At 71.0% G+C, this 18,240-nt stretch carries 14 protein-coding genes and 1 pseudogene; 6 read left to right on the top strand and 9 right to left on the bottom strand.

Features of this window, described 5'->3' with window-relative positions; all coding sequences use genetic code 11:
* Positions 1-162 precede the first annotated feature (162 nt).
* Positions 163-387, top strand: a pseudogene (locus GGG17_RS01745) (integrase core domain-containing protein); the annotation flags it as partial.
* 252 nt (positions 388-639) lie between these two features.
* Here the strand turns inward: GGG17_RS01745 and GGG17_RS01750 are convergent.
* Positions 640-3,465, bottom strand: coding sequence for an RHS repeat-associated core domain-containing protein (locus GGG17_RS01750; protein ID WP_154592082.1), 2,826 nt, complete (start codon positions 3,463-3,465; stop codon positions 640-642).
* A 3-nt stretch (positions 3,466-3,468) separates the two neighbouring features.
* Positions 3,469-4,110, bottom strand: a complete 642-nt coding sequence (locus tag GGG17_RS17050) for a DUF6531 domain-containing protein (RefSeq protein ID WP_154592083.1) — start codon at positions 4,108-4,110, stop codon at positions 3,469-3,471.
* Between the two features lie 265 nt (positions 4,111-4,375).
* Between GGG17_RS17050 and GGG17_RS01760 the strand changes: the two genes are divergently transcribed.
* Positions 4,376-4,603 (top strand): CGNR zinc finger domain-containing protein, encoded by a 228-nt coding sequence (locus tag GGG17_RS01760; protein ID WP_154592084.1) that lies wholly within the window; start codon positions 4,376-4,378, stop codon positions 4,601-4,603.
* 16 nt (positions 4,604-4,619) lie between these two features.
* Here GGG17_RS01760 and GGG17_RS01765 read toward each other — a convergent pair whose 3' ends face one another.
* From GGG17_RS01765 to GGG17_RS01790, 6 genes are all read right to left on the bottom strand, one after another.
* On the bottom strand, positions 4,620-5,507 hold the full coding sequence (locus tag GGG17_RS01765) for an alpha/beta fold hydrolase (protein WP_311966346.1): 888 nt from the start codon (positions 5,505-5,507) through the stop codon (positions 4,620-4,622).
* 272 nt (positions 5,508-5,779) lie between these two features.
* Entirely contained in the window at positions 5,780-8,608 is a 2,829-nt protein-coding gene (locus GGG17_RS01770; protein ID WP_154592085.1) for a sugar-binding protein, read from the bottom strand.
* A 30-nt stretch (positions 8,609-8,638) separates the two neighbouring features.
* Positions 8,639-9,439 (bottom strand): carbohydrate ABC transporter permease, encoded by an 801-nt coding sequence (locus GGG17_RS01775; protein ID WP_154592086.1) that lies wholly within the window; start codon positions 9,437-9,439, stop codon positions 8,639-8,641.
* Positions 9,436-10,353, bottom strand: coding sequence for a carbohydrate ABC transporter permease (locus GGG17_RS01780; RefSeq protein ID WP_154592087.1), 918 nt, complete (start codon positions 10,351-10,353; stop codon positions 9,436-9,438). Before GGG17_RS01780 ends, GGG17_RS01775 begins: the two co-directional genes overlap by 4 nt.
* 1 nt (position 10,354) lies before the next feature.
* On the bottom strand, positions 10,355-11,719 hold the full coding sequence (locus GGG17_RS01785) for an extracellular solute-binding protein (RefSeq protein ID WP_154592088.1): 1,365 nt from the start codon (positions 11,717-11,719) through the stop codon (positions 10,355-10,357).
* The gene (locus tag GGG17_RS01790) at positions 11,716-12,861 is read right to left on the bottom strand and encodes a carbohydrate kinase family protein (RefSeq protein ID WP_375804492.1); all 1,146 of its coding nucleotides are present in this window, start codon (positions 12,859-12,861) and stop codon (positions 11,716-11,718) included. Before GGG17_RS01790 ends, GGG17_RS01785 begins: the two co-directional genes overlap by 4 nt.
* Before the next feature lie 166 nt (positions 12,862-13,027).
* On the opposite strand from GGG17_RS01790, the gene GGG17_RS01795 reads away from it, so the two are divergent.
* A complete protein-coding gene (locus tag GGG17_RS01795; RefSeq protein WP_311966347.1) occupies positions 13,028-13,792 on the top strand; it encodes a DeoR/GlpR family DNA-binding transcription regulator in 765 nt (254 codons plus the stop codon).
* The gene (locus tag GGG17_RS01800) at positions 13,789-15,126 is read left to right on the top strand and encodes a 6-phospho-beta-glucosidase (protein WP_154592090.1); all 1,338 of its coding nucleotides are present in this window, start codon (positions 13,789-13,791) and stop codon (positions 15,124-15,126) included. The genes GGG17_RS01795 and GGG17_RS01800 overlap by 4 nt, the downstream gene beginning before the upstream one ends.
* A gap of 93 nt (positions 15,127-15,219) precedes the next feature.
* On the opposite strand, the gene GGG17_RS01805 is transcribed toward GGG17_RS01800, so the two are convergent.
* On the bottom strand, positions 15,220-16,047 hold the full coding sequence (locus tag GGG17_RS01805; protein ID WP_195849078.1) for a LacI family DNA-binding transcriptional regulator: 828 nt from the start codon (positions 16,045-16,047) through the stop codon (positions 15,220-15,222).
* A 119-nt stretch (positions 16,048-16,166) separates the two neighbouring features.
* Between GGG17_RS01805 and GGG17_RS01810 the strand changes: the two genes are divergently transcribed.
* Both GGG17_RS01810 and GGG17_RS01815 read left to right on the top strand, forming a co-directional pair.
* Positions 16,167-17,171 carry a Gfo/Idh/MocA family protein gene (locus GGG17_RS01810; RefSeq protein WP_311966360.1) on the top strand — a complete coding sequence of 335 codons (1,005 nt, stop codon included), beginning with the start codon at positions 16,167-16,169 and terminating at the stop codon, positions 17,169-17,171.
* 2 nt (positions 17,172-17,173) lie between these two features.
* Complete coding sequence (locus GGG17_RS01815) at positions 17,174-18,166, top strand: sugar phosphate isomerase/epimerase family protein (RefSeq protein WP_154592092.1); 993 nt, start codon at positions 17,174-17,176, stop codon at positions 18,164-18,166.
* Positions 18,167-18,240: the final 74 nt, after the last annotated feature.

Genomic DNA, 18,240 nt, shown 5'->3' on the forward strand with positions numbered 1-18,240 from the left:
ATTGACAGGCTCCGCGACACGACCGGGGTCATCTTCCACGCCGACCTCGGCTGCCAGTACACCTCAGACCAGTTGGACCGTGCCGGGGTCAGCCCCGGGTTTGTTGACCTGTCAACCAAACCCGGGCAGACCCTTCCGCACGCTGCTTGACATAGGGGACTCAACGCCCTGACGGAGTGCATCAACGGCCTGTACAAGACCGAGTGGATCCGCACGACGATCTTCCACGCCGGGCCGTACAAGACCGTTGGCAACGTCGAGTATGCCACCGCCGGATGGGTCAGCTGTTACAACCACCGGCGCCTGCGCAGCGCGCTGGGCTACGTTCCCCCGACCGAGTACGAGATCGCCCACTACGCTGCCCTCAACCCCGAGCCGCAGCCCGCATGCGAGCGGCAAAGACCTCAGGCGGTTCACCCACCTTGCCGTCAGCACGCTGAAGTGACCCGGTGAGGCATGGGCACAATCGAGGAACTTTGGCGGGCTACTGCGTGAAGAAATATCCAACCAGCATCAAGCTCGTGTATAGCATCGAAGCCAACACCGGCCATACTGACCACTTGTCGTTGCTCCAGGAGATCACCGCCTTGAACATGACCATAATCCCAAGGGCGGCCAAGACTAGGAAAACCCCCATGTCTAGTCGTCTCCTCCTGTGCTCTTGCCAAACTTTCCGACCGCGCGGCCTATGAAACCCGCAGCCGCACCGCTTGCGCATGACAAGGCGACGTCTCCTCCCGATGTTCTTTCTCCATCGATGTAGTTGCCAATTCCTTCCGCGGCTACTCCTGCGATGCACCCTCCTGCGAGAGCAACGCCTAAGCCCACGGGTCCAGCCTTTGAGACCAATCCCAGACCCGCTCCGGCAACCTCGCCAGCCACGTCTCCAACTGCGTCTCCGATGGACTTCTTCCCTGACCGATCAGTGGCGTTGCTGGGGTTGCCTGCGGCGTAGAGGTAGGGGTTGGTTTCGTAGGCGGTGGTGTCGGGTTGGGTGAAGCGCCCGGTGGTGGGGTCGTACCAGCGGGTGTCGGTGCGGTATAGGCCGGTGGCGTCGTCGTAGAGCAGGCCGTGGAACTGGATGCGGTTGGCCTTGGTGCCGCCGTCGTAGTGCTCGTCGGCGACGCGCCACTCGCCGTAGGGGGAGTATCGGTAGACCGCGGCTTCGAGGCCGTGATCGCCGGTTGCGGTGCTGGTGATCGAGCCTTGTCGGTCGGTCAGGTAGTAAAGGCCGGGGTCGGTCTTCCAGTCCCCGCCGTTGGGGGCCCACTTGTAGGCCAGGGGCTTGCCGGACGGGGAGAGCAGGTACTTGGTGGTGCCGGCGTTGTCGGTGCGGGTGGTGTCCAGTCCGATGGGGGATCGCTGCTGGGTGGAACCGTGGTTCCACCACATGAGGTTGCCCTGGTTGCTTTGCTGGACGTACCCGTACTCGTAGCGGTCGCTGGTGTTGGTGGTCATCGCTGTGGCCACGTGGTCAGCGGTCCACTCACTGGCGTGGTTGGGCACCCCGACGGCGGTGTCTCCGGCGGCGGTGAGCTCGTTGCCGTCCGCGTCGTAGGAGAACTTGCTGGCGTCGCCGTTGAGCGTGGTCAGCTGGTCCGCAGCGTTGTACCCGTAGCTGGTGGTGCCGGGCTGCCCGGCACCTCCCAGGTTCCCCGACCGGGTGTAGCTGGTGCGGTTGCCGTTCTTGTCATACGCGTACGTGAACGACGCCGACGCCGCCCCGGCGGGGGTCTTCTCGACCGCGCTGGTCAGGCGCTTGAGGGAGTCGTAGCCGTAGCTGGTGACCGCGCCCTTGGCGATGACCGTGGCGCCGTTGGCGGTGTACCCCACGTGGTCGGTCATGGTCTGCACCTGGGTGCGGTCCGCGCCGGCGGCGGTGTACGTGTACGCGAAGTCGTTCAGGAGAGCCTGGTTCGGCGAACCCGCCTTGGTGCGGGTCACCCGGGAGGAGTTGTCGTAGGTGACGTCCTGCACGACGTTGGCGGGCATGACCCGCTTGTTCTCCAGGCCGTTCGCGTTATAGCCGAACTTGACGCACCCGGCCTGCGAGACCAGGTCCTGGGCGCAGGTGGCGCCGGGGAACCCGGCCGTGGTGACCTGGTTCGCGGCGTCGTAAGTGTACGTGGTGACGTTGCCGTCGGGGTCGGTGGAGGTGGTGACGTTCCCGGCCGGGTCATAGCCCACGGTCGAGGGGTTCGCGTGCGCCGGGGTCTTCATCGACACCAGCCGGTTCAGCGCGTCGTACTCCAGCGTCGACTGGTTGTAGGTGACGTTCCCGTCGGCGTCGTAGGTCAGATAGTTCGTCCACGGGTTCCCCGCGGGGGTGTCCGGGATGGAGTAGCTCACCTTCCGGTCCTGGTTGTCCCAGGTGTACGTGATCCGGTGCCCGCGGCCGTTGACCGAGGCCGTCATCCGGCCCAGGGAGTCGTACTCGAAGGACTGGACTCCCAGCGGGGACGGGGGCGTGATCTTGGTCAAGTCCCCGTTCGCGTTGTATGTGTACCGGGTGACGTTGCCGTTGCCCTTGGTGATGGTGCACAGCTGGCCCGCGAACGGGGAGCAGTTCTCCGTGCCGTCCGTCGAGCCGGGCACGCTCCACGTGTACTTCAACGCGGCCCCGCCGGTCGCGGTGGTGTCGGTCTTGCTGGTCAGGTTCCCGACCGCGTCATAGGCCATCGACGTCTTGTTGCCCGCGTCGTCGGTGAGGCACTTGGGCCGGTCCGGGTTGGCCGAGTCCGTCGAGGCGCACGCCCCACCGGTGGTGTACACCGCCGAGGTGACCGCCCCGGTCGGGATCTGCACCTGGGTCGGGTTGTTCGCCGTGTCCCACGTGTACTTGGTGATGTTCCCGCCCGTCCCGCCAGCACCCATGGCATCGGTCGTGGTCGCGATCATCGAGTTCGCCGTCCACGACGCCGACCGTGCCCGCCCCAACGGGTCGGTGACCTTGGTGACCCGCCCCACCGCGTCGATGGCGTAGGTCCACTTCTTCCCGTTCGGGTTCGTCTGCGTCGAGGACCCGGCCGCGTACGCGAAATCGGTGCCGTTCGCGGTGCCGTTCGCGTTCATCCCCGTCCACCGGTTCACGCGCCACACGCGTCCGCCGGCCTGGTAGCCGATGGTCAAGGTCACGCCACGAGCCGTGGTGATTCGGGCGAGGCGCCCGTTCGCGTCGTAGGTGTAGCTGGTGGTCTCGCCGTTGGCGTTGGTGTCCGAGGCCAGGCGTCCCGCCGCGTCGTAGGCGTACGTGATCGCCCGCCCCGCCGAATCAGTCAGCTTGGTGATCCGCTTGGCCGCGTCGTACGTGAACGTCGACGTGCGGCCCGCCGCGTCGACGACGCTCTGGATCTGTGTGGTCGACCCGTAGTAGAACTTCAGGCCGACCCCGTTGCGGTCGTTGTGCTGGATCAAGTACCCGCCCGCGGTGAACTTCAGCGTCTCTCCGGTGCCGTTGGTACGCACCGACTAGGACCCGTCCGCGTTCTTGATCAGCTTCGCGTTCACGCCCGTCGGCGCCGTCCACGTCGACCCCGACCCGGTGAACGTGGCCCGGAACCCCGACGGGCCCCGGAACACGACCGTGGAGGTCCCGACCTCCAGGCCCACGTCATGCCCACCCGACAGGGACCACTTGCCACCAAACGCGCCCGTGCGCGTGGCCAGGCCGTTGTAGAACCGGTCCCAGCTCGTCCCGATCCCCGGCCCGTTGAACTTCAAGTCCGTCGACCGGACCACCAGATTCCCGTTGGCCACGTTCACCGCGACCGACAGCCCCTCGCGGATCTTGAACTCCTCCATCCCGTAGTGCCCCTGCACCCCCAGACCCGGCGCCGCGACAGCCTCGTCCGGGTCCACCGCCGCGACCCGCTCCGGCGCAGCCACGTGAGGAGCCGCACGTCCACCCGTGGCCTGCACCACACTCTCGAGACCATCACCGCTGCCCTCGTACGTCCACCGCGCCGACGGCGGCGGGACCATCCCCACTGCACCCCTGCGCACCTGACCCGGCGCGCTCCAGCGGCTCTTGGCGACCTTGTCCTTCACCCACCCCGGCGCCTCCGGGTGGGTCGGGGCCTTCTTGCCCTTGTCCCCCGGGTTCGGGCCCACTTTCGACCTCGAATGCCCCGGGGATGGCGGCTTCGGATCCGCCCCCACAGCCCCGGCGGTACCACCCAACGACGTCGCGACCAACGACACCGTCGCAGCAGTCACCAGCACCGACTTCCGAGTACGACCCGTCCACGATGACGAACCAGCCATAACGAGCTCCTCAGGCTTAGACACGCTCAGTGATCACGCAGAACCTGTGTGTCACTGCAACGTGCGCCTCGCACCAGGCCACGTCAACCAGGGTAAACGAAGAATCACCCACATGGACCTCACCCCCCCCGTGGCGGTCGTGGCGGCCGACGCGCTCGTCCTCCTGGCGCCAGCCAACCGCGACCGGCTCGCGCTGTGCGCTTCACCAACCTGCCAAGAGATGTTCGTTGACAACAGCCAGAGCCACACCCGCCGCTGGTGCGACATGAACATCTGCGGCAACCGGAGCAAGAAGGCCCGCCATCGCGCCGCAACCCGACCACCTCGATCGGGCGCCTGAACCCCGCGGCCGTCCGTCAGAGACTGTGCTCCAGGAAGCCGACGAGAGCGGCTACGACTTGGCTCGGGTTCTCCTCTGCCATGTGGTGCCCGCTGTCGATGCGTGCGGTCGTGATCGGCCCAGCCACCCAGTCCCTCCACAACGCGGCCGGGTCCCCGTAGAGCTGTTCCAGGTCGTCGCGGATGGACCAGCCGACCAGGGTCGGGCACGGGATCGTGCGGCCTTCGGTGCGCGCCGCGCGGTCGTGGTCCAGGTCGGCGCTCAGGCCTGCTCGATAGTCCTCGAGCATGGCGCGGATGGTGTCGGGGCGCCGGATCGCCGCGGCCACGTAGTCGAAGTTCTCCGGCCCCATCGCGGCCCGCTTGTCGGCGTCGAGCTCGTACCACGCGTCGGGATCGGCGGTGATGACCCGTTCGGCGTGCGGGGAGCCGGTGTAGAAGAACCAGTGCCACCACTCGGTGGCGAAGCGGGTGTTGACCCGCTCGTCCGCTTCGAGGCGCGGCACGGCGTCGAGAACCCCCAGCGCCGTGACTCTTCCGGGGTGGTCGAGGGCACACGTGTAGGCCACTCCCATGCCTCGATCGTGGCCGATCACGGCGAATCGGTCATGACCGAGGGCCTCCGCAAGCGCCACCGTGTCGCCGGCCTTCGCCTCGGCGCAGTAGACCTTGTGCGCCGCGTCCGGGGTGGGCTTGCTGGAGCGTCCGTAGCCCCGCACGTCCGGGCAGATCACCGTGTAGCCGGCATCCGCCAGACGGGGAGCGACCTGGTACCACGTGGTGTGCGCCCGAGGATGACCGTGCAGCAGCACCACCGCCGGACCCTCACCTCCCGAGCGTCCGTGAAGCGTCACCCCCGTCTCCAGGGACAGGTCCCACTCGTCGAAGCCGCCGAAGAAGGTCACGAGCTCACGCTAGCCGCGGATGAGGTCGTGCGGGGGGCCTCGCCAGGACCCGCGAGGCAACCGCTTCTGGGGATCGCGATCACGCGACCTTTTGTCACCGGTGCCGAAGCAGCGCAGCCGCTGAGGCGACCCCGACACCGGGGAAGGATGGTGACGCTATGGCGACACCGAAGCTCCCCAAAGATGGGGCGGCGGTGGCGGGGGGTGAGGGGGTCAGGTGGTGGCCCTCAGGGGCGCCCACCATGCGGTGAGCGCCCCTGCAGCACCAGGGATTACCGACGCGGACGCGACGGGGTGACGGAGGACGACAGGGTCGTGTCGCCCGGGCCGTCCCACCCGACCAGCGCGGTCGGCGTGCCGACCGACGGGCGCGTGACCGGCACCCGCACCGCGAGCGTCCCGCGACCGGGCACCTCGACGGTCCGGCGGCCGAGCACGCCAGAGGCGTCCATCAGCGAGACGTGGGCCACGCCGGCGCGCGCCGCACGCACGGTGACCACGGCCTCGCCATACGCCGGTCGCACCGACTCGATCCAGCCACCGGTGCGCAGGGTCGCCGACGGACCACCCGCGAGGGCGACGTTGTCGACGACGGCCTGGGCCACGGACTGCGGCGAGTCGAGCGAGGACAGCGCCTCGAGCGGGATCACCGGCTCGGTCGGCGTGGTCGAGCGACCGGCCGGAGGGGTGTAGCCGTCGAGCCGCACCTGACCCCAGCGGTAGGGGTCACCCTGCACGCCGCCCCACACGGACCAGCCGATGCGGGTCTGCCCGGTCTTGTCCTGCGTGTCGGAGTCGTAGGGAAGGATGTTGAGCCCCAGGTGAGCCGGGTCCACGGCTGCCGGAAGCTCGCTCATCGGGATCGCCACCTCGGCGGTGTAGCCGCCACCGACACCGCTGGGCTTGACCGCCCACCGCATGCCGGGCGCCGTCTGCGCGGCCGGCCCCTGGTGGTTGTCGGCGTCACGCAGCGCGCACGCCGGCCCCTCCGCGGTGAACGGCAGGATCGCGGCCTTGAAGGTCGTCGACGTGTTCTCCGAGGTGCCGCGCGGGTCGATCGCGATCTCCAGGGAGTCGGTGCGCCAGTGCCGCTTGCAGTCGTTGGTGGCGAGCGCCGTGCCCTTGGTGTCGTCGACGACGGTGGCGGCGACGTAGAGCGTGTCATCGTCCCAGCTGACCCACGCCTGGCCAGAGCAGTCGGCGGCCGAGTCGCAGGCCGCGCCCTCCCAGACGCGCGAGATGTCCAGCGCCGCACCGGGATACTCCCCGGCGGAGACGACGCCGTCGAGGGTCGGCTTGGCCCTGGGCGCCACGGTCTGCGGGACGAGCTCGAGGGCCTGCGGGGTGCTGGCGGTGCCCGTGGAGCTGGTCGTCTCGAGGGTGTAGGCGTAGTCCCCGCCCGGCGCGCCCGTCTTGAGCGTCGCCTCGGTGTTGGTCACGGTGAAGGTCACCGTGGCGCTGGCCCCGGGCGCGAGCGGCCCGTACGCCCGGCTGGCCGGGGCGACGGAGAAGCCCGCCGGTGGCTTGAGGGTCACCTGGCCGGACTGGGTGCTGCCGGAGGAGTTGGTGACCACCACCGGTATGTCGCGCCGCCCGCCGCTGGCCACGGTGAGCACAGGGGCGACGGTGCCGCTCAGCTGGGGCACCTGCACGTCGCGGGTCCAGGCCTCGAACTGCTCCACCTGCGGCAGCCACTGCTGGTGGGCGGTGACGGCCGGGGCGACGAGGATCGACCGGTCGACATAGCCGCTTCCCTGCGCCGACGTGAGGCGCACCGCGAGGCGCGAGCGCGCGCCCGTGGCCGCACCGCTCGGCGCGGTCAGGGTGAAGCGCACCTGAGCGGTTCGGCCCGCCGCGAGGCGGGTCGGGAGGGTGCCGGCCTGCACGGTCCACCCGTCGGGGAGGGTCGGCTGAGCCTGCAGTCCGGTGAGGGCCTGCGCGGCGGGGGCGGTCACCGTGAGCGTGCCGGTGACCCGGCCGCCGGGCTGGATGTAGGCCTGGTCGGTGGTGAGGACGGCGCCGGTGCCGAGCGGCAGGGCACCGGCGGGGCGGGTGAGCGCCCCGGCGATGGCGCCGTCAGCGGCCGTCGCGGCGGCGGAGCCGGGCTCGGGGATCGGCACCCGCGACTCGATCTGCGTCATCGTGTCGCAGCCGATCTTGGTCGGGTCGGTCGGCACGTCGGGGAAGCCGGCCCAGCCCTGGGTGACGTACTGCCGCTGGGCCTCACGCTCCACGGCGGCCCAGGTGCGCCCGTCGGGGGCGCGCTCGCCGCCCCACACGCCATAGACGTCACGCGTCGCGTCCCGCGGCACCAGCGTGGAGCCGCAGGTGGGGCCGGTGGACGAGGTGCCGGCGAAGGACCGGGTCAGCAGCCGCGAGGGCGCCCAGGGCTTGAGGCCCTCCGTGGTGATCTGCTCAGGGAAGCGCGCCGGGTCACCGGCGGCGCGGTAGGCCTCGACGGCGAGGCGCGCGGCCTCCTGGTGGTTGCCGTGGTTGCCCGGCGACGGGGCTGGGTCCATGGTCATCAGCACCTCGGGCCGGGTCTGGCGGATGATGCGGACGGTGCGGGCGAGGGTGTCGTCGTGACCCCAGACCTTGCGGGTCAGCGGCTCGGAGACGGTGTAGTAGAAGTCGACCTTGTCGAGGTTGTAGACGTTGGTGATGCCGGCCTTGCCGACGGCCCGCCGCTCCTCCGCCTCGCGGAGCAGACCGAGGGCCGGACCCTCCTCGGGCCCGGCGGCGTTGCCGCCGCCCTCCCCGCGCGTGACGGTGACCACGCCGCTCTTCACGCCATACCGCTGGCGCCAGAGCCCGAGCGTGGACAAGGTGCCCGCCTCGTCGTCGGGATGGGCTCCGATGTAGAGCAGGCCGAGGTCCACCGGAGTCCCGATGGACGTGTCCCGGACCTGCTGGCCGGGCCCGCGGGCGAAGGCCTGGAGGCTGCCGTTGCGGGCGTCGGAGCGGGCGTCGGCGTGGTCGTCCGAGGGGGCGGCGACCGCGCTGCCGATGGCCGTGGTGCCGGCCGTGAGAGCTGCCGTGACGGCGGCCAGGGTGGTGAGTGCGGCGCGTCCTCGTCGACGTCCCGCGGGATGTGGTGCCATGCCGTGCTCCTTCTGGGGGTTGGAACCGGACTACTCGCGGACGGCGCCCTCGAGCATCCCGGCGATGAAGTGGCGTTGCAGGAAGAGGTAGACGATGACCACCGGCAGCGCGACGAGCACGGCGCCGGCGGCGAGCAGGGTGAAGCCCTGGGTGTACTGCCCCTGGAAGAACGCGAGCCCGAGCGGTGCGGTGCGCAGCTCGTCGGTGCTGGCCATGACCAGCGGGATGAGGAACTCGTTCCAGGTCCACATGAAGGTCAGGACCAGCAGGGTCGTGATCGCGGGGCGGGCGAGCGGCACGAGGACGCGCCACAGCGTCTGCCAGCTGGTCGCGCCGTCCAGGCGGGCCGCCTCGACGATCGAGCGGCTGGAGGAGCGGAAGTAGGTGCGCAACCAGAAGGTCCCGAAGGCGACCGACTGCGCCACCTGCGGCAGCACGATCGCCCAGATGGTGTTGGTCAACCCCAGCGAGCGCAGGTCGTAGTAGAGCGGCACGATGATCGCCTCCGCCGGCATCATGATGCCCAGCAGGAAGACGTAGAACAGCACCGTCTGCCCGCGGAAGCGCAAGGCGCCCAGGGCATATCCCGCCATGATCGACAGCGGCGTCGCGATCGCCAGCACCAGCGCCGAGACGAGCACGCTGGTGCGCATCAGGCTCGCGAAGTGCCCCTGCTCCCAGGCCGCCCCGACGTTGGCGAGACCGCCCGGCGAGCCCGCGTCGTGCCCGAAGGCGCCGATGACGACGGTGAGGATGGGATAGATCGCGAAGAGGGCGAAGACCCCGAGGATGACGTAGTTGGCGAGCTGCTCGCCGCGGCTGATCCTCATGACTCCCCCCGCTCGACGACCCGGGTGATCAGGAAGGAGATGGCGAAGACGATCACCGTCAAGGTCACCCCGATCGCGCACGCGAGCCCGACCTGCCCGGTCTCGAAGGCCCGGTGGTAGACCTCGTAGGACGGGACGGAGGTCTGGTTGCCGGGGCCGCCGCGCGTCGTGACGTAGACGAGGTCGAAGGTCTTGAGGGCCGCGATCACCGTCAGGGTCAGGGCCACCGAGATCTCGCCGCGCACGGCCGGCAGGGTGATCGCGAAGAACTCGCGCACGGGCCCCGCGCCGTCGAGGCGGGCCGCCTCGTAGAGCGCCTTGTCGATCTGGCCCATCCCCCCGAGCATCAGCACCGTGACCAGCCCCGTCTCGAACCACGTGCCGATGAGGCCGACGGCCGGCAGGGCCAGCGCGTAGTCGCCGAGCCAGGCCCGCCCCAGGTCGCCGAGACCGACCGCTGACAGCACCGAGTTGAGCGTGCCCTCGGGGGCGTAGATGCGCCGCCAGGCCACCGCCACCACGACCATCGCCACGACCTGCGGGAGGAAGACGACCGTGCGGAAGAAGGTCAGCCCCCGCACCTTGGCCCGGTTGAGGATCGCGGCCAGGAGCAGGCCGACGACCAGGGGTATGACGGCGAAGAACACGATGAGGACCAGCGCGTGGCCGAAGGCCGCCCGCAACCCCTCGTCCTGCACCACGCGGGCGTAGTTGTCCAGCCCCACCCACGTGCCGAGCGTCAGCCCGTCCCAGTCGTAGAGCGAGATCTGGACCGATCGCAGCAAGGGGTAGAGCAGGAAGGCGCCATACACGAGCAGGGCGGGAGCGGCATACGCCCACCCGATCGCCCGAGGCTCGCCCGGGGGACCACCGGACCGCCGGGAGAGCCTCGGGCTGCGGGTGCTCGCGCTCATGTCAGCCCTGGCCACCCGTGAAGTCCGCGTAGTCCTTCTGCAGCTTGTCGAGCGTCTGGTCGGGCGTGGCCTTCTTGGCCATCATGTCCTGCAGCGCCGCCCCGATCGTGTCGCTCATCGTCGGGGTCGCCCAGTCCAGGTAGGGCAGCAGCGCGTCGTCCTTGGTGGTCGTGGCGAACGCCGTGAAGACCTGCTGGCCCAGGGGGTTCGGAGCCTTCTGCTCGGCCGTGTCGACGACGGGGAGGTTCTCCGTCTCGGCGATGACCTTCATCGCCTCCGGGGTGGTGATGTGGTTGATGAAGGCCGCTGCGGCGTCGGGGTTCTTGGCCTTGCTGGTGATCGCGAAGGGCTGACCCGAGGCGCCGGTCGTGTAGGTCTTGCCGCCGGCCTGCGCGGGCGGGGGCAGCATGAACTCGACCTTGTCGCCCATGGCCTTGGAGATGTCGGCCTGCAGCCACGTCCCGGCGATCAGGTAGGCCCCCTGACCCTTGGTGAAGGCCTGCCAGGCCGGGTCGTAGTCCTGACCGTTGAAGCCCTGGTTGAAATAGCCCTTGTCCACCCACTCGACGAGCTTGCCGGCGGCCTGCTTGTTGCCGTCGGAGGTGTATGACGCCCCCGGGTTGCCGAAACCGAGCTTGCGGATCTCGTCCGGCTTGGCGAGCTGCCCCTGCAGGACGCCGAAGACGTGCACGGCCGGCCACTTCTCGAGGTTGCCGAGCATCAGCGGGGTCTCGCCCTTGCCCTTGAGCGTCGCCAGGGACGACTCGAAGGACGCCCAGTCCGTCGGCGGCTGCAGGCCGGCCTTGGCGAGCTTGTCCTTGTTGACGTAGACGCCGACGACCTCGCCCACCTGCGGCAGGCCGTAGAGGTTGCCCGAGCCGAAGGTCTTGCCGTCCGGGGAGTAGGACACGACCGAGCGCAGCGACTGGCTGTAGCGCTTGTCCCAGCCGTAGGCCTTCATCCACGGGTCGAGGGGCACGAGCTGACCGCCCTTGACGAACTGCCCCATCTGCGAGCGCGTGTTGTTGGCCTGCACGATGTCGGGGGCGTCGTTGCCGGTCAGGGCCAGGCGCAGCGTCTTGACCAGGTCGTCGAAGGACCGCGAGACCCGCTTGATCTTGATGTTGGGGTACTTCGCCTGGAAGCTCGCGATGTTCTTGGTGAGCTGGGCGTTGCCGCCGCCGCGGACCTCCTGGTCCCACAGCGTCAGGGTGACGTCGCCGAGCTGGGCGGCGTCGGTCTTGACCGCGCGCTCGGTGCTCTGGGAGGACGCGGCGCTCCCCCCGGAGCCGGACGAGCCCGGTGCGCAGGCCGCGAGGGCCGTCCCGGCGACCGCGACCACGGCGGCACATGCCTTGCGATTCATGCTGACTCCTTCGAGAGGGCCGCGGTCGCGTCGGACCGTCGGGCAATGGTGGCAGCCGCCCGGCGCACCGCGCTCGGCGGGACGTCGGGGACCAGGTCGTCCAGGAACGAGTATCGACGCAGCACCGCCTTGTGCAGCGCCGTCGGGGACGGGGACTGGCGCTGCGCGTGCCACCAGTCCGCGATGTCGCCCCACCCGGGGGCGGCGAGGGACCCGCCGAACTGCTGGACCGCGAGCGCCGAGCACAGGGCGGCGAAGGCGAGGCGGTCATCGAGGCGCCAGCCGGCAAGGGTGCCGAGGGACAAGGCCGCGCAGAAGACGTCGCCCGCCCCCGTCGGGTCGATCGACTCGACGCGCAGCGCCGGGACCATGGCCTCCTCGCCGGTGGACCCGTCGATGGCGAGCGCGCCGTGGGCGCCGTTGGTGACGACGGCGAGCGGCACCCGGTCGGCCAGCGCGTAGAGGGCGTCGTAGGCGGTGTCGGTCCGGGTGTAGGCCATCGCCTCGACCGCGTTGGGCGTGAACGCGTGGCAGCGGTCGAGCGGCTCAAGGACGCGCTGGTCCCACCGGCCCGTGCCGTCGAAGCCCACGTCGGCGAACAGCAGCGACCCCTGCTCGCGCGCCGCGTCGATCCACTGCAGCTCGTCCGGGGCGTCGGCGGGCGGCAGGTCGAACAGCACGGACCGGCTGCGCGGCGGGGTGCCGATGAGGTCGTTGGCCGACATGGGGGCGTCGTGCCCGTGGGTGATCATCCGCCGGTCCCCGGCGTGGGACACCGAGACGGTCACCGGCGTGTGCCAGTGCTCGAAACGGCGGGAGCAGCCGAGGTCCACCCCCTCCTGGTCCTGCAGCGTGCTCCACAGGAAGTCGCCGTAGGCGTCGTCGCCGAACGCCGCCGCCAGGCCGGTGCGCAGCCCCAGGCGGGCGCTGGCCACGGCGAGGTTGGCGGACCCGCCCGGGCAGGACCCCATGCCGTCGGCCCAGATCTCCTCGCCGCCCTCGGGGATGCGGTTCAGCCCGCTGAAGATGATGTCGAGGAAGACCATCCCGTGCAGCATCACGTCGATCTCGGGCTCGCCGGGATGACGCAACCCCGCGAGCGGGTCGAAGGACGTGCCGGAGGGGCCGGTCTGGCCAGTCACGTGTCTGCCTCGCTGTCTGCCTGGCTGTCTGCCTCGCATCGCTGAGAGGGACGGATCAAAAGGTGGTCACATGATCGTCCGTGCGCTGCGCGGATGCAAGCAAAAGCGAGCACTAGTTGCACGGTTGTGCTCGCCCCTGATCGCCGGTGAGCGCTACCCTGGGCCCGTGAAGCAGCTGCGCCAGGCCACCCTGATGCAGCACCTGCGCGCCCACGGGCTGACCACCGTGGCCGACCTCGCGTCGCGGGCGGGGGCCAGCGCGGCCACCATCCGGCGCGACCTGGCCGAGCTGGAGCGGACCGGGCGGCTCGTCCGCGTGCACGGCGGGGCCCGGCTGCCACCCGACGACCTGGCGCGTGACGAGCCGGTCCCCTTCGAGCGGGTGGCGACCCACGAGCTGCGCCACAAGCACGCCATCGCCCGTCGCGCGGCCCAGCTGGTGTCCGACGGCGACGTCGTGCTCCTCGACATCGGCACCACCACGATGCTGCTGGCGCGCGAGCTGCGCGGCCGGCGCATCACGGTCCTCACGAGCTCGCTGGCGGTCCTCGACGAGCTGCGGCACGACCGCACCGTGGAGCTGGTGCTGCTCGGCGGCACCGTGCGCCGCGCCTATCACTCGCTGGTCGGCGTCCTGACCGAGGACGCGCTGCGCCAGGTCCGCGCCGCCACGGCCTTTCTCGGCACGAGCGGGATCACGACCGACGGCGACGTCCTCGACACCACCCTCGTCGAGGTCCCCGTCAAGCGGGCCATGATGCGCAGCGCCGACCGCGTGGTGCTGCTCGCGGACCACAGCAAGCTGCCCGGCCACGGCACCCTGCGCGTGTGCGGGGCGGACGGCATACACACCCTGGTGACGGACGACAGGGCCGACCCGCAGGTGCTCGCCGCCCTTGCGGAGCGCGGCACGGAGGTGATCACGGCATGAGACTGACCATCCTGGGCGGTGGGGGATTTCGCGTCCCCCTCGTGTACGGCGCGCTCCTCGGCGACCGGCACGACCGCCGCGTCGACGAGCTGGTGCTGCACGACGTCGACGCCGGCCGCCTGGGGGTGATCGAGCGGGTGCTGCGGCAGATGGCGGCGGGCCGGGAGGACGCCCCGACGGTCACGGCCACCACCTCGCTGGACGAGGCCCTGGAGGGGACGGACTTCGTGTTCTCCGCGATCCGGGTCGGCGGGCTCGAGGGGCGCACCTGCGACGAGCGGGTGGCGCTGGACCTCGGCGTGCTCGGTCAGGAGACGACCGGGCCGGGCGGCCTGGCCTATGGGCTCCGCACCCTCCCGGTGGCGCTCGACATCGCCTCGCGCGTGCAGCGACTGGCGCCGGACGCGTGGTTCATCAACTTCACCAACCCCGCGGGGATGATCACGCAGGCGATGCAGACCGTCCTCGGCGACCGCGTGATGGGCATCTGCGACTCACCGCTCGGGCTCGGGCGCCGCGCTGCGCACGCGCTCGGGCTGCCCGGCGACGCGACGCGGTTCGGCTACTCCGGGCTCAACCACTGCGGCTGGCTGCAGACCCTCGTGCATGACGGTGTCGACGTCCTGCCCACGCTGCTCGACCGGCCGGACCTGCTGCTGACCACCGAGGAGGGGCGGCTCTTCGGCCCCGAGTGGCTGCAGACCATCGGCGCCATCCCCAACGAGTACCTCTACTACTACTACTTCACCCGCGAGGCGGTCGCCGGGATCCGCGGGTCCGCCGAGACGCGCGGCGAGTATCTCCTGCGCTCCCAGGCGGACTTCTATCGTGCCGTGGGGGACTCACCGGATCGGGCGCACGAGCTGTGGGTGCGGACCCGGCGCGAGCGGGACGAGACCTACATGGCCGAGGCGCGGTCCGAGGGCGAGGAGCGGGACGCCGCGGACGTGGCGGGCGGCGGCTACGAGGGTGTGGCGCTCGCGCTGATGGCGGCGATCGCCCGCAACGAACGCGCAGCCATGCTGCTCAACGTGCGCAACGGCACCACCCTCCCCGGCCTGCCCGCCGACGCCGTGGTCGAGGTGCCGTGCGTGGTGGACGCGTCGGGCCCGCAGCCGCTGTCGGCCGTGCCCCTCACCGGTCACCCGCTGGGACTCGTGCAACAGGTCAAGGCGGTGGAGTCGTTGGCCATCCGCGCGGCCCAGGAGGGGTCGGAGGCGCTGGCGCTGCAGGCCTTTGCGCTGCACCCGCTGGTCGACTCGGTCGTGACGGCGCGGCTGCTGCTGGCGGGCTACCGCGAGCGGATCCCGTCCTTGGACGCCGTCTTTCGCTGACCTGCGCGCCCGCGCCCCGCGGCACGACCGGGACGTTCATGCTCGGATCCCGGGCACGGACGTCCCCACTCGCGCGGTGGCGGAGGGGGACGCTCAGGTCGTGCTGCGTATGACGATCCGCGGCGGCACGACCACTGCAGCCTCGCCGGCCGCGTCGCTCACACCGGAGCCGCTCACACCGGAGCCGCTCACACCGGAGCCGCCGGCGCGGGCCACCGCCAGGAGCAGGGCCTCCTCCGCGAGGCGGGCAGGGTCCTGCGAGACGGTCGTGAGGGCGATGCTCGACAGCGCGCCCAGCCGTGTGTCATCGTAGCCCGCCACCGCCAGCCCCTCCGGCACGGCGACCCCGGCCGACCGCAACGCCAGCAGCAGGCCGGTCGCGATCATGTCGTTGTGGGCGAGCACGGCCGACGGGGGTGACTGGCGTCGCAGCAGGGCGGCCGCCGCGCGCACGCCCGCGTCCTCGCTGGGATCGCCTGGCAGCACGTCGATCTCGCGCTCAAGGCCGTGGGCCCGCATCGCCCGGCGGTAGCCCTCGCGGCGCGTGGCGCTCATCGCGGCGTCCCCGCCATCCACGAAGCTGATGGTGCGGTGGCCCCGCTCGTGGAGGTGACCCACGAGCAGCGCCATACCGGCGTCGTCGTCCGCCCGGACCGTGTCGACACCCGGCGCGGTCAGGTCGGAGCCGACCACCACGGTCGGCTGCCGGGAGCCGAGCTCGGCCAACGTGCGCGCGTCGACGTCGGGGCTGACCAGCAGCACCGCGTCGCACCGCTCGTGCCGGAGGCTGTCCACGGCGGCGGTGACGTCGCGAGCGGGTGTCGTCGCGCTGAGGACCAGGTCGAGGCCCTGGCCGGCTGCGGCGGCATACAGGCTCTCGACCAGGGCCGCGTGGAAGGTCTGGCGCAGGCTGAGGGTCACCCCGACCACCCGGCTGCGTCGCTCCCGCAGCCCGCGGGCGCGCCGATCGGGCTGGTAGCCAAGGCGATCCGCCGCGGCCAGGACCAGGCTGCGGGTGGCCTCGGAGACGCTGGCAGGAGATCGTCGACGACCCCGACATCGACGTCGTCTCGATCGTCGTCGGCAACGACCTGCACCGTCCGATCGCCGAGGCGCTGGTGCGCGCCGGCAAGCACGCCTTCTGCGAGAAGCCGCTCGCGGGCACGCTCGAGGACGGGCGCGCGATGGCCGAGCTCGAGGGGGGCGCCGCGCGCGAGGCGGGCGTGGTGACGGGCGTCGGCTTCACCCATCGCCGCAACCCCGCCATGGCCCGCGTCGCCCAGCACGTCGCCGACGGCGACCTGGGCCCGCTGTCGCTGGTGGAGGGACGCTACGACTGCGACTACGCGTGCGATCCGCGCGGTCCCCTGACCTGGCGCTTCACCGGCCCGCTGGGCAGCGGCGCGCTCGCGGACGTCGGGGCCCACCTGATCGACCTTGCCGAATTCGTCTGCGGGCCCATCGAGTCCGTCGCCGGCGGCACCTTGTCGATCCAGGTCGGCGAGCGCCCCACGCCGCTCGGCTTCGTCGTCGGCCACGGGGCCGCGCCCGTGTCGGACGAGATGGGGCCGGTGACCAACGAGGACACCGCGACCTTCACGGCGCGCTTCGCCGGCGGCGCGGCGGCCACGCTCGCCTGCTCGCGCACGGCCTTCGGGATGCCGAACGGCCTGCGGCTCGAGGTCTACGGCCTCAACGGGCGTGCGGCGGTCGACTGGCACCGTCCCGCGGAGTACGTCTATGACGACGAGCAGCCCGCCGCGGCCACCCGTGGCGAGCGCCGGATCATCGCAGGCCCGCACCTGCCCTACTTCAACGGCGGCTACCCGATGCAGGCCGCCGGCAACGGCGGCGGCAACGCCGAGATGTTCGCCTACGAATGCCGCGCCTTCCTCGACCAGGTGCTCGGGATCGACGGCGGCACGCCGCCCAACGCGTCCTTCACCGACGCCTACCGCACGATGCTCGTCGTCGACGCCGTCGTGCGGTCCCACCGGTCCGGCGGCGCCGCCGTCACCGTCCCCTCCCCCGGAAACGAGCTGTGACCATGAAGCTCGGCGCCTACACCGCCTGCCTGGCCGACCAGTCCGTCCCCGAGATGCTCGACACCCTGCGCGGCCTCGGGCTGACGTCGGTCGAGGTCAACTCCGGCGGCTTCATCCCCGTCCCGCACCTCCACGTCGACGGCCTGCTCGCGTCGGCCTCCGCGCGCGAGGACTACCTCGGGCTGTATGCCGAGCGCGGCATGGAGCTCACCGCCCTCAACTGCAACGGGAATCCCCTGTCCCCCAACGCCTCAGACGGGCCCAAGCACGACCACGACCTGCGTCGGTCGATCGAGCTCGCCGCGCTGCTCGGGGCCGAGCACGTCATCACCGTGTCCGGCCTGCCCGGTGCCGAGCCCGGCGCCACGCTGCCGACCTGGGTGGTCAACGCCTGGCACGGCCAGGACCAGCAGATCCTCGCCCACCAGTGGCCGATCGCCGTGGCCTACTGGCGCGAGATCGACCGCTTCGCCCGCGACCACGACGTGCGCGTCGCCCTCGAGCTGCACCCGCGCAACCTGGTCTTCAACACCACGACCTACCAGCGGCTGCTGGACGAGACCGGCGCCACGAACGTCGGTGTGGAGATGGACACCTCGCACCTGATGTGGCAGCAGATGGACGTCCCCACGGTGATCCGCACGCTCGGCGACCGGGTCTTCTTCGCGGCGGCCAAGGACGTCGCGCTGTTCGACGGGGTCCGGACCAAGGGGGTGCTCGACGTCGACTTCGGCGCCGTCCCGCCCGACGCGGAGGACAAGGTGCCCGTGGGCTACCACCACTGGTGCGCGTCCTGGCCCGACGACCCGGCATGGCGGTTCGTGGCAGTCGGGGCCGGCCACGGGGTCGACTACTGGGTCGAGGTGCTGCGCGCGCTCAAGGAGGTGGACGAGGACATGGTGATCAACATCGAGCACGAGGACGCCGCCATGTCGACGATGGACGGCCTGCGTATGGCGGCCACCACCCTCCTCGAGGCCGCCGCCCGCACCTGACCCATCCCCCTCTCGCCGCCACCCCTCTCGCCGTCACCTGGCGGACCGCAACGGGGACGTTCGTGCCCGCCCAG

This window comes from Arsenicicoccus cauae (assembly GCF_009707125.1).
Taxonomy (GTDB): Bacteria; Actinomycetota; Actinomycetes; order Actinomycetales; family Dermatophilaceae; genus Arsenicicoccus; species Arsenicicoccus cauae.